Annotated in this window: 11 protein-coding genes; 7 read left to right on the top strand and 4 right to left on the bottom strand. The window is 59.9% G+C overall.

Features of this window, described 5'->3' with window-relative positions; translation table 11 throughout:
- Together J5Y17_RS15540 and J5Y17_RS15535 are read left to right on the top strand one after the other, a co-directional pair.
- Positions 1–354 (top strand): CoA-transferase (locus J5Y17_RS15540; protein WP_304518558.1); only part of this gene is annotated, 354 nt, incomplete at its 5' end.
- A gap of 158 nt (positions 355–512) precedes the next feature.
- Complete coding sequence (locus J5Y17_RS15535; protein WP_219786305.1) at positions 513–1,058, top strand: VOC family protein; 546 nt, start codon at positions 513–515, stop codon at positions 1,056–1,058.
- A gap of 134 nt (positions 1,059–1,192) precedes the next feature.
- Here J5Y17_RS15535 and J5Y17_RS15530 read toward each other — a convergent pair whose 3' ends face one another.
- Entirely contained in the window at positions 1,193–2,914 is a 1,722-nt protein-coding gene (locus J5Y17_RS15530) for an FAD-dependent oxidoreductase (protein WP_255572133.1), read from the bottom strand.
- A gap of 8 nt (positions 2,915–2,922) precedes the next feature.
- Complete coding sequence (locus J5Y17_RS15525; RefSeq protein WP_219786302.1) at positions 2,923–3,678, bottom strand: SDR family NAD(P)-dependent oxidoreductase; 756 nt, start codon at positions 3,676–3,678, stop codon at positions 2,923–2,925.
- Positions 3,679–4,119: 441 nt separating this feature from the next.
- On the opposite strand from J5Y17_RS15525, the gene J5Y17_RS15520 reads away from it, so the two are divergent.
- The 5 genes from J5Y17_RS15520 (at position 4,120) to J5Y17_RS15500 (ending at position 10,246) form a co-directional block, all read left to right on the top strand.
- Positions 4,120–6,594, top strand: coding sequence for an ATP-binding cassette domain-containing protein (locus J5Y17_RS15520; protein ID WP_255572132.1), 2,475 nt, complete (start codon positions 4,120–4,122; stop codon positions 6,592–6,594).
- The gene (locus tag J5Y17_RS15515; protein ID WP_219786300.1) at positions 6,591–7,592 is read left to right on the top strand and encodes an ABC transporter permease; all 1,002 of its coding nucleotides are present in this window, start codon (positions 6,591–6,593) and stop codon (positions 7,590–7,592) included. Before J5Y17_RS15520 ends, J5Y17_RS15515 begins: the two co-directional genes overlap by 4 nt.
- A gap of 142 nt (positions 7,593–7,734) precedes the next feature.
- Positions 7,735–8,412, top strand: a complete 678-nt coding sequence (locus tag J5Y17_RS15510; RefSeq protein ID WP_219786298.1) for an EthD family reductase — start codon at positions 7,735–7,737, stop codon at positions 8,410–8,412.
- Between the two features lie 34 nt (positions 8,413–8,446).
- Positions 8,447–9,214, top strand: a complete 768-nt coding sequence (locus tag J5Y17_RS15505; RefSeq protein WP_219786296.1) for a sulfite exporter TauE/SafE family protein — start codon at positions 8,447–8,449, stop codon at positions 9,212–9,214.
- Positions 9,215–9,259: 45 nt separating this feature from the next.
- A complete protein-coding gene (locus tag J5Y17_RS15500) occupies positions 9,260–10,246 on the top strand; it encodes an LLM class flavin-dependent oxidoreductase (RefSeq protein WP_219786295.1) in 987 nt (328 codons plus the stop codon).
- A gap of 45 nt (positions 10,247–10,291) precedes the next feature.
- Here the strand turns inward: J5Y17_RS15500 and J5Y17_RS15495 are convergent, their stop codons facing one another.
- Together J5Y17_RS15495 and J5Y17_RS15490 are read right to left on the bottom strand one after the other, a co-directional pair.
- Complete coding sequence (locus J5Y17_RS15495; RefSeq protein ID WP_219786293.1) at positions 10,292–11,101, bottom strand: capsular polysaccharide synthesis protein; 810 nt, start codon at positions 11,099–11,101, stop codon at positions 10,292–10,294.
- A complete protein-coding gene (locus J5Y17_RS15490; protein ID WP_219786291.1) occupies positions 11,098–11,823 on the bottom strand; it encodes a sulfotransferase family 2 domain-containing protein in 726 nt (241 codons plus the stop codon). The genes J5Y17_RS15495 and J5Y17_RS15490 overlap by 4 nt, the downstream gene beginning before the upstream one ends.
- Positions 11,824–11,825 lie beyond the last annotated feature (2 nt).

The raw sequence follows: 11,825 nt of genomic DNA, 5'->3' as shown, positions 1-11,825 counted from the left end.
CGTGGCGGCAAGATCGCCATGGCGATTCTGGGCGCGATGGAGGTCGACGAGAAGGGTGATCTGGCGAACTGGATGATCCCGGGCAAGCTCGTGAAGGGCATGGGTGGCGCGATGGATCTGGTCGCGGGCGTGGGCCGCGTGGTGGTGGTGATGGATCACACCAACAAGCACGGCGAGTCGAAGCTTTTGAAGGAATGCACCCTGCCGCTGACCGGCCAGGGCGTGGTGGATCGGGTGATCACCAACCTGGGCGTTCTGGACGTGGTCGAAGGCGGCTTGAAGATCGTGGAGCTGGCCGATGGGGTCACGGAAGACGAGCTTCGCGCGGCGACTGAGGCGACGATTGTGGGCTGAGCGCTCTTTGCGTCATTCAACCGAGAAGAAAAGGGAACGCGGCTCAGGGATGGGTCGCGTTTTGTTTATTGAGAATGAGTTCGTAAATTTGATCTATATCAAATGCGGCGGACTGCCTCTTCAATATAGTTGCAAATGTAACTAAATTGGAGGAAGACATGAAGATCGAACGCATTCACCACGTTGCCTATCGCTGCAAGGACGCGAAGGAGACGGTGGAGTTCTATACCAAGATGCTGAACATGGATTTCGTGCTGGCCATCGCCGAAGACCAAGTGCCCTCGACCCATGAGCCGGACCCGTATATGCACCTGTTCCTTGATGCGGGCGACGGCAATATCCTCGCGTTTTTCGAGCTGCCGACAAAGCCCGAAATGGGCAGGGATGAGAATACCCCGCCGTGGGTGCAGCATATCGCGTTCCAAGTGAAGGATCGTGACGCTCTCTTGGAATACCGCGATCATCTTGAGGCCAATGGCGTCGATGTGCTGGGCGTAACGGATCACACAATTTTCCACTCGATCTATTTCTTTGACCCGAACGGACACCGCGTTGAGTTGGCGGCGCCCGACCCGGAACAGAAGAAAGCGCTTGCGCGTCTGGATGCCGTGAAATGGGACATGCTTGAGGAGTGGAGCAAAACCAAACGCGCGCCGAAACATGCGGATTGGCTGCACGCAAAGGAATTCGACACGGCTGAGTGAGCCGTAAAGGATCTGATGGAGCCGCGTCCTTCGAGAGAGGGGCGCGGCTTTTTCGTGTCCGGGACGTCCAGACAAAAAGAAAGCCCCGCAGCGCACGCGGGGCTTTCAAAGGCACTGATTGGGAACAGCTTGCCTTATGCGTTGGCGCCGGACATGTGTCGCGCCGCGATATAGCCGAAGGTGATGGCCGGACCGAGGGTGATGCCGCCGCCGGGGTAGTTGCCACCCATGATAGAGGCCGCGTCGTTGCCCGCAGAGTAGAGGCCCTTGATCGGCGTGCCTTGCTCGTTGAGCACCTGGGCATATTCGTTGGTCTTGAGGCCCGCGAAGGTGCCCAGATCGCCGACATAGAGACGCACCGCGTAGAACGGGCCTTTCTTGACCGGGGCGACACAGGGGTTTGGTTTGTGCTTCGGATCGCCAAGAGAACGGTTGTAGGCGGTGGAGCCTTTGCCGAACTCGGGATCTTCGCCTTTGACCGCATGTTTGTTGAACTCGTTGACCGTGCGCTCAAGCTGGTCCGCATCGCAGCCAATCTCACGCGCCAGATCGCGAATGGTCTTGCCCTGCAAAAGGTAGCCGGATTTGATCAGGCCTTTATACGGCACCGGCGACGGCTTCGCGTAGCCGAGGCCATATTTGCGGAAGGTGCGGTGATCCGCCACGAACCATGCGGCGATTTCGCCGTCCTCGCCATTCTCTTCGCGGTTGCGTTTGACCATGGCCTGACAGAAATCGTGATAGCTCTGCGCTTCGTTGACAAAGCGTTTGCCGGAGCGTGTCACGGCGATCACGCCGGGTTTGGAGCGGTCGACGAAGTGCGGGAAGGTGCCGGTCGTGCCATCGCCACGCGGCGGGCGAGAGATCGGAACCCAAGCGGCGGAATGCGGCAGCTCGGTGTTCACTGTTGCACCCACCGCTTCGCCAAGACGCAGGCCGTCGCCGGTGTTGCCCGGAGGGGCAGGGGAAACATGCTCGTAGCCCGTGGGGGCGTGCGGCATGAGTTCCTTGCGGCGCACCGGATCCTGCGGGAAGCCACCAGCCGCCAGAACGACGCCTTTGCGGGCGATCACTTCGACCGGACCGTCGGGGCGATTGACGATGGCGCCAAGGATGTCGCCGTTTTCGGTTTTGATCAGGGACTTCACCGGGGACGAGGTCCAGATCGGCACATTCTTGTCGAAACAGGACTTCGCAAGGCGCGCAACGAGCGCGTTGCCGTTCATCAGCCGCATGGCGCGACCGTGGAAGGTCACGTCGCGGGCGAATTTTGCCACAAGCCCGGTCACATAGGCCGCAGAGATCGGCGATTTGGTGACGTTGAAGAAGTGCAGCAATTCCTTGCCGGAGCCGATCATCATGCCGAGCACGGTGATTTCCCAAAGTGGCGGACGCAGGCGTTTGATTTCTTTGCCCAATTCACGCCCGTCAAAAGGACGCGCGACGATCGAGCGACCGCCGTCCAACCCACCGGGGGCCGTTGGGTGATAGTCCGAAAAGGTCGGGCCAAGATCGAATTGCAGGGAGGTTTTGGTTTCGAAAAACTCCACCGCCTTCGGGCCGGCTTCGAGGAAGGCCTCGATGCGGGCTTCGTCGTAATGTTCACCGGTCTCGTGCTTGAGATAGGTGCGCGCCTTTTCCACGCTGTCTTCAACTCCCGCGCGTTTCGCCGGGCCGTTGTTGGGGATCCAGCTCCAGCCGCCGGAACGGGCCGTGGTGCCGCCAAAGACCGGTTCTTTCTCGGCGACGATCACTTTCAGGCCGCGGTGCGCGGCGGAGACTGCGCTCGACAGACCGCCCGCACCGGAGCCGACGACCAGAACGTCTACTTCTTCTCTTTTCATCATGTCCTCCAAATTTGCGGTTATGCGGTCAAATAGCCGCCGTCGACCGGAAGCAGCGCCCCGGTCATGTAGCTTGAGGCCTCGGAGGCCAAGAACAGCACGGGGCCGACCAGTTCCTCGGGTTTGCCGGGGCGTTTCATCGGCGTGTGCGCCATAAAGCGGCCGATGGCCTCGGGGTTTTCACGTGTTGCGACGGTCATCGGTGTTTCGATCACGCCGGGGGCGATGGCGTTGACGCGAACGCCATGTTCCGCGAGGTCCTGTGCCAGAGCGCGGGTCATTTGAAGCACGGCGCCTTTGGAGGCGGCGTAAGCAACGAGACCGGGGCCTGTGGCGACAGACATGATCGAGGCGAGGTTGATGATCCGACCGTTGCTCTCTTTGAGTTGGTCGAGGAAAGCGCGCACCATGTTCATGGAGCCCGTCGCATTCACCGTCATGACGGCATCCCAGTCGCCATCAAAGGTTTCCGAGTCGGGGGCAGTGCGCCGGATGATTCCAGCGTTGTTCACGAGAATCGCGGCGGGGCCGCCGAATGCCTCTCGCGCTTCGGCCGCGAGTTTCGCGCAGCCTTCGCGGTCCGTCACGTCAACTCCCAAACCAATCGCGTCGCCGCCCTGGGCGCGAATTTCTTCTGCAACTTTCGAGGCTTCCTCGGCCTGAATGTCACATGCGACGACTTTTGCGCCCTCTGCGGCCAGGCCGAAAGCGATGGCTTTGCCATTGCCTTGAGCAGCTCCTGTCACAATGGCGACAGCGCCTTTGATCCCGTTCATGCGTCCTCCCTTGCGACCCTGGGGTCGCCTCCTTTGTTCCTTTTCTGCCATAATATTTGGCAGTGAATAATTGATTTGATTATAGCAAACTAATTTATTTGCCAAGGCTGAAATTGCTTTTCGCGGGCTTTGGTGGGTGAGTGTTTGCGATGTTAAATTTCTTAAGTATTTAATATTGTTGTGAAATCATTCGATTTACCTCTATTCTCAAGGCGGGCGCATCTATATTATTGACAAATTGGTTCGTCATTGAGAAATTTTAGGGAGGAGGATGCGTAGGGGCTAAAAAAGCGCCACGCAAGGCTGCACAGATATCACGGAGCGTTCCGCGCCTGTGTTTTGGGAGGATCATAATGACCATTTTGAACGAGCCGTTCCGGCTTGCTATTTCCTTTATGACTGCGCGGAGTATCACCGTCGCAGGCGTGATCGGTGATCAACATGAGCGCTGAACGTCTGTTGGAAATGCACGGGGTGACCAAGCTGTTCCCCGGCGTGCGCGCGCTGAGCGATATCACCTTTGATGTTCGGGCTGGCGAAGTTCACGGACTAGTGGGTGAGAACGGTGCTGGTAAATCGACCCTGATGGGCGTCGCGTCCGGTGCGCTGAAGGCCACGGAAGGCCGTGTGACCCTCTCCGGTCAGCATATGGATGGCGATCCCGAACTCGCTCGTGATCTCGGGCTTGCCATTGTGCGGCAGGAACCTGCACTGATGCCGGATCTCTCGGTGGCGGAGAACCTCTACCTCGGCCTGCCCGAAAAACTGCGGCCGTCTCTGTCTGGGTTGAATGACTGGGCGCGTGAGCTTTTGAAGCACTGGAGCGACGATGTGACCATCGATCCGCGCGACCATGTGACCATGCTCAACCCCGAACAGCGGTTCATCGTCGAGATTGTGAAGGCGCTGGAATGTAAGCCCAAGGTTCTTGTGCTCGACGAGCCGACCGAGCACCTCGCTGCTGAAGATGTGGCGCGGTTGTTTGCGCGGGTCCGGGCCGTGACGGCGCGCGGCGCCTCCGTTGTCTATATTTCCCACCGTATCCGCGAGGTTCAGGAGATTGCCGATCGCCTCACCGTGCTGCGCGATGGTGAGGGGCAGGGGACCTTCGACGCCCGTGAGCTGTCCGAAGACCAGATCGTGTCACTGATCGTCGGTGGCGATCTTGATCGCACCTTCCCGCCGAAAGCGGCTCCGGGCCACAAGCCGACCGTCCTCGCGACACAGGATTTCTCCGGGCCGGGATTTTCTCAGGTCTCGCTTCAGGTTCGTGCGGGCGAAATCCTCGGCCTTGCCGGGATCGACGCGAACGGGCAGCGCGAATTCATGCGGGCCCTGGCAGGCATCTACCGCAGCGAAGGGCATGTGACGCTGACGGGCGAAGATGTATCCATCCGGTCGAGCAAGGGCGCGAAGCGTCTGGGCATTTCCTATGTGCCCGGCGATCGCCACCGTGAAGGAATTTTCCCCGAGCTCACCGTGCGCGAGAACTTCTCGATCCGAAGCCCGCAAGAGGACGTGCGCGGCGGTTTGATCAGCAGTCGTGCCGAGCATCGACGCACGGTCGAAGCGATCCGTCAGTTTGCGGTGAAAACGCCCGATGGTGAAACGCCGATTCAATCCTTGTCGGGCGGCAACCAGCAAAAGGTTGTGCTCTCGAGTGTTCTGGCAGCCAAGCCCAAGGTGCTTTTGGTCGATGAGCCGACACAGGGCGTCGATGTCGGCGCGCGGGCAGAGATTTACAAAGTGATCCGCGAAACCGCCGCCGCAGGCGTGGCCGTGATTCTCGTCTCTTCCGACCAACAAGAGGTTGCGGGGCTGAGTGATCACGTCGCCATTTTCTCGCGTGGGCGTGTCGTCGACATGCTCTCCGGGGAACGTGTGACCGAGGACAACATCACCTCTGCCGTGCTGAAATCCACGCAACAGAGAGACAAACACCACACGGCTGTGGGCACGTTTTGGAAATGGGCGGCGGGCAATTCCGCACCGCTCATTATGGTGGCGGCGGCGATCCTGTTGCTGGGCACCGTCGCGGGCATTTGGAACCCCTTCTACGTCTCGCCGCGCTCGCTGACCGGGATGATGACATTCGCCGCTACATTGGCGCTGGTGGGCTACGGCCAGCAGATATTGATGCTGGTCAGGGGGATTGATCTCTCGGTCGGCCCGGTCATGGGGTTGTCACAGGTCGTCGCCTCGTTTTTCCTGCTCTCCGATCTTGGAACAATGAGCCAGCTTCCCGGCTGGGTCTTGATGATCGCGGTCGCATTGGCCGTGGGCTTTGTGAACTGGCTCTTGGTCGAAGGATTGCGGATGCACCCGATGGTCGCGACACTTGCGACCTTCATGGCGGTTCAGGCGATTTCGCTGATCCTGCGCCCCACACCGGGCGGCATGATCGACGGCGATATCATGATGGCACTGTCGGCCAAGGTGGGCATCTTCCCTGTCACTTTCATCGCAGCGGTCGTCATAGCTCTGGTGCTTGAGTTCATGCTCTATCGTCGGCGTGTCGGTGTGTCGCTGCGCGGCCTCGGGTCGCAACAGGAAGCGGCGCGCACCGCGGGCATTCACCCGAAACGCGTGCGGCTTCTGGCCTATATGGGGTGCTCTTTCTTTGCTGCGCTCGCCGCCATCACCATGATGGGGCAGGTCGGCATCGGGGATCCGCGCGCGGGACTGAGCTACACGCTCGGCTCCATCGCGGCCATCGTCATCGGCGGCGCGAGCCTCTTTGGCGGCCGCGGCTCCTTTATCGGGGCGCTGCTCGGGGCGATCTTCATCGTTCAGGTGAACTCCGTCACCGTCTTCCTGCGTCTGAGCCAGGAGTGGCAGCAATATCTTCTGGGCTTCCTCATCCTTGCCGCTGTGGCGCTATACTCCAAGAGCCGCATGAAGGTGGTGCAGTCATGACCGACACAAGTTTTATGGGACAAAAGAACATGACCTCTGATCGTGCCGGATCGCGGCTGAAATCCACTCTGTTCAACGAGTTCTCCTGGATCTGGGCGGGCACAGTCGCTCTGTTTATCATCTGCGCCATCGTTGCTCCGGGCGTGGTGCGTCCGGCGGCGATCAGCTCGATGTTGCCCTTCGCGGCGATCCTCGCGATCACGGCGGTCGGGATGACCATCGTGATCCAGATGCGCGGCCTCGATATGTCGCTTCCGGGCACCATGACCATCGCCGGGCTCTTGTTTGCCAAAATCGGCTTTATGACCGGATCGACGCTTTTGGCGGTGCCGCTGACGCTGGCCATCGCGATTGGCATCGGCATCGTGAACGGGCTTCTGGTGGCCAAGGTCAACATCACCCCCATCGTGGTGACGCTGGCGACAAATGCGATCCTGTTGGGCGCGGTGCGCAGCGTGTCGGGCGGCAGCCCGATGTCCGCGCCGAAAGCGCTCGAAGCTTTCTCGCACAGCACTCTTCTGGGCGTGCCGATGACCCTGGTCCTTGCCGTTCTGTTCATCGTGGCGATCAGCGTGATCACGAAGCGCACGATTTCCGGGCGTCGGTTCGTGGCCGTGGGCGCGAACCCGGCGGCGGCGACGGCGGCGGGCATTCCGGTGCTGCGGTATCAGGTGGCGACCTATGCACTGGCCTCCATGTGTTTCGCGGTCGCGGGGATGCTCTACACGGGTTTCATCGGCTCGGCTTCGCAAACGGCGGGCAATGACTATCTGTTGCCCGCGATTGCGGCGGTGGTGGTCGGCGGCACACCTTTCTCGGGTGGGCGCGGAAGCGTGATCGCAAGCGGCGTCGCGGCATTGTTCATCACGCTGCTGGGGCAGATGGTTCTGGCGCTCGGGGCAGGCACCTCGGTCCAGCTTCTGGTGCAGGCGCTGGCGATCATCGTGGCTGTCAGCGTGCGCTATCTGCCTGAGCTGTTTCAGGCCCTGCGCCGCTAAAATTCTCCGCGCCCGAAGTCTTTTGGTCTTCGGGCGCGGTTTCTATTCTTCATGCGGTTGAGGCAAGGTTTGCATGCTGTGTCTCCCGCGGGCGCGGGCGTCTCAGGTCGCTGGCAGCCGATCCGAAAAGGAGCTTATTGCAATGATTTCCATCATGACGTTGATGAAAACCAATTCCGAACTCACAGATGACATTATGACGGAGGCGGCGCCGGATATGGCGCAGCCCATTGATCCGAACGGCCCTGTGCTCGGGCGGGTGTTCAATCGGGTGTCGGACAGAACTCAAAAAGGCATCACCTACGCGCGCAGCGATATTGAATTCGACGCGATTGGACAGTTTTTCTGCCGCGACATTTCCTCTGGCATGACGGCCGCTGGCGAAGGCGTCCTGGATATGACTATGGGCGTGCCCGGAGATGTTGTTGATGCGGTCGATCTCATCCTTTGCCTTCAAAATACTGTCGTCGAGCCGCCCAAAGACGGCTCTTGTCTGAAGCGCATGTCGATCCTGCGCAAGCGGCCTGATGTGTCGGCGGAGTTCTTTCAAGAGCAATGGTTCGAATTGCATGCCATTCTGGTTAAACGTTTGCCGGGGCTGAAAGGCTATCGCCAGAACCTCGTTCTGGACGGGCCGCGCAATGCCAAAGGCGAAATGATGGTCGATGGTATGGTGGAACTGTGGTTCGAGGATGGGGCCGCCATTGATGCGGCTTTCGGGTCCGACATCGGCAACACGACCATGATGCATGCCAAGGAATTCATCGCGGAGATTTCGACCTTCCTTGTCGAGCCGCACTGTGCAAGCGGCCTGTCCTGATTGATCCTTGGGGCAGGGGCTTCGGTAGAAACGTATGACACCCGATTTGACTTTCCTGATCGTTCTGACGATCTCCGTCACCATTCTTGGCTTGTCCAAGGGGGGCTTCGCGGGCATCGGCATGGTCAGCACGCCATTGGTCGCGGCCTTCAGCGACCCGTTGATGGCGGTGGCGCTGATGCTGCCGATCATGCTCGTGCAGGATGTGGTGGCGGTTTATCTCTATCGCTTCGAGTTTGAAAAATCACTCCTGATCAAGATGATCCCCGGCGGTTTGCTCGGCGTTTTGGCGGCCTATCTTTTGGCGTCAAGCGTGCCGGAATGGGTGATCAAGGCCGCATTGGGGGCTGTGTCCCTGTTGTTCTCTATCTGGCAAGCGGTGCTGATGGCGCGGGGGATGCCGGAGATCCCGGCCAAGCCGCGTCATGACACGCTTCTGGGTGTTGCGGCAGGTGCCGCAGGCGGATTTGCAAGCGCCATCGCGCATGCAGGCTCGCCGCCTTTCCAGATCTATGTGATGCCCAAACATCTGCGCAAAGAGATCTATGTCGGCACCAGTGTGATGTTCTTTGCCGCGCTCAATCTGATGAAACTGCCAAGTTTCGTCGCCCTCGGTTTTTTCAATAGCGAGACCTTGCATCTGAGCCTGTTCTTCATCCCGCTGGCCGTCGCGTCAAGCTGGGCAGGCTCGCGGCTGGTGCGCTATGTCGATCCACGCGCCTTCAATCTGATCATCACCCTGATCCTGTTCTTTGTCAGCTTCGTGCTGATCTGGCAGGCCTATGTCGACGCCATCGCCTGACCCGGGCAGACTTCGCACAAATTCTACGAACTTTAGGACATCCACATGACACGCTACTCGCTCCTTGATCTTGCCCCTGTTGCCGAAGGCCACGGCGTCGATGAGGCGCTGGCCAATTGCGTCTCGCTCGCGGTCGCGGCAGAAAAGGCCGGGTATCATCGCTACTGGGTGGCCGAGCATCACAACATGATCGGCATCGCCAGCTCCGCCACGGCCGTGCTGATCGGCCAGATCGCGGCGGCGACCAAGGAGATGCGGGTGGGCGCAGGCGGCATCATGTTGCCCAACCACGCGCCCCTGATGGTGGCCGAGCAATTCGGCACGCTGTCCTTGATGCACAAGGGTCGGATTGATCTGGGCCTTGGGCGGGCGCCGGGCACGGATATGGCCACCGCCCACGCGCTGCGCCGTCACATGCAACAGGGCGACACCTTCCCGCATGATGTGCAGGAGCTTTTGGCCTACCTCGGCGATATGCCTGAGGGGGCGCCGGTGCGGGCCATTCCGGGCATGGGCACCCATGTGCCGGTGTGGATTTTAGGATCGAGCCTTTATGGAGCGCAGCTCGCGGCGCATTTTGGTCTGCCTTACGCCTTCGCCTCGCATTTCGCGCCGGATATGTTGGAGGAGGCGCTGCACGTCTATCGGACCAGCTTCCAGCCCTCTGACACCTTGGCCGAACCCTATGCCGTCATGGCCGCAAGCGTCTGTGCCGCCGAGAGCGATGAGGAGGCGGCCTACCTTCGGACCTCACAGCTTCAGGCTTTCGCCAATATCGTGACCAACAATCGGGGCAAATTGCCGAAACCCTCGCTCGAGGCGGTTGCGAACATGCCCTATCCGGTGCGGGCGCAGGTCGACCGGATGCTGAGCTGTGCCGCCGTTGGCGGCCCTGCAACGTTGAAAGACCAGATTTCGGCGCTGATCACCCGGTATCAGCCCGATGAGCTAATGGTGACGGGAATGATCCACGACCAAACTTCCCGCATTCGTTCTTTCAAGATTGCGGCGGAGGTCATGCGGGGGCTTTGAGTGGCCTCTGAAAGTGGCCCACCAAGATTGATGCAAGGGCTGAGCCTACATGCCGCGACGTGTGAGCTCTTGTTCAATCTGCGAGAGGATGGGGCTGTAAAGCTCAGGATCTTTTTTCCATCGGATCTTGTGAACCGGTGCGGCGGCTAAAAGCTCTTCTGCGACTGCGCTGTCCAATTGTCCTCTGTGCTTCTCCACGGATTGCCGCAATTTCAAGGCATCCACCGCAGGCACCTCGGGGACCCGCGCCCAGGCCGCAGCCAAGTCAGGCCGTGTTTTGACGAGCCAGTCGAAATGGTAATGCATGATGAAATAGGGGTAGTATTTCGTCCTCTTGGCGATCTCGGGGCTGGCAAAGGATGCCGGATCGCGCCGGATGCGTCGACGGTTCTTGATGCGGACCCAATAGGGCGCCTCTCGTGCTACGGTGCGACGCGTTTTGAAGTAGTTCACGTAGGCGTCGCGCCAAGCAGTCATCAACGGGTGACCCGCCTCGGAGGCCAGAAACCAGTTCGACAGAATCCGGTCCTCGCCGGGGTTGCGAAAGGCAAAAAAGGCCTCTTGGTCGAGCATTTGCGGCAACCAATCTGATAAGGGGCGCGCCGGGATGAGCGACACGTCGCGCCAGACGCCGCCCCGATCAGCTAAAAGAACCGCACGCACGATGTTCGCCCGGACCTGCATCGTGAGCGGACTCGGGTCTATGCCCTCGGCAAAAAGCAGCTCGTCGGCCTCTTCGCCTCCGATCACATGCGCCACTTTATCGGGATTGAGCCGACACCAGATGCAGTGAATGCGCTTCACGAAGTCGGGGGCGTTCTCAAACCCTTGGTACCACATGGAATACACGGTCATAGCGCGCTCGCTTTCAATTTCTCATGTTGAACCAAGGGATGCAGGCGCTGTTCCAGATCCTGATAGATGCGGTACAGGTCATATTCGTCGGTAAGCCGCGCCGCGAGGATGTCACGGCCTTCGGGGCTCAGCACCGTGCGGAAGTTTGCGGAGGAATGGCTTCGCGCTTTGGTCACCTGTCGAAAGGCAGGCAGGCGAAAGGCCCGCGAGACCTCGTCGAGATGTGCCGAAAGGTTCGATGTGTTCAGACACATGATGACCCGGGAAGAGGCGGTCGCGAGCCGATCGGCGCTGCCGAAATAATGCGCGTAGCCGCGGTAGAAATGGCGCACGGTTTTGAGGGCGCGTTCTGCTTCTTCTGCGCGGTCTGGATCGTGCCCGTCAAAAGCCCTGGCAAACTCATCGAAGGTCTTGAAGGTAGAAAAACACCGCGTCTCCGCCTCGCGCCACGGGATGTAACGCGTCGGCTGGCTGCAATTGCGACGACTGTCGAAAGCGGAATGCAAACGCGCCACCGGATCGCGAAACACAAATCCAAACCGGGTCTCCGGCCCGAACTGCGCATCGATTTCGTCCAGCGTGTAATCATGGCCCAGACGTCTGATCCTCAGTTTGCGCAGCACAGGGTTTTGCGTTCGGATCATGTCATTGAGCCACGTCCCCCCGGTCTTGGGAATATGCAGCAAAAGGGGGCGTCGGGCGAGAGGCGAGAACAGGGTCATGT

Origin of the sequence: Celeribacter sp. PS-C1, assembly GCF_019429625.1 — a bacterium.
Lineage (GTDB): Bacteria > Pseudomonadota > Alphaproteobacteria > Rhodobacterales > Rhodobacteraceae > Celeribacter.
Note: the sequence above shows the minus strand (reverse complement) of the source record. Positions and strands in the feature narration are given on the sequence as shown.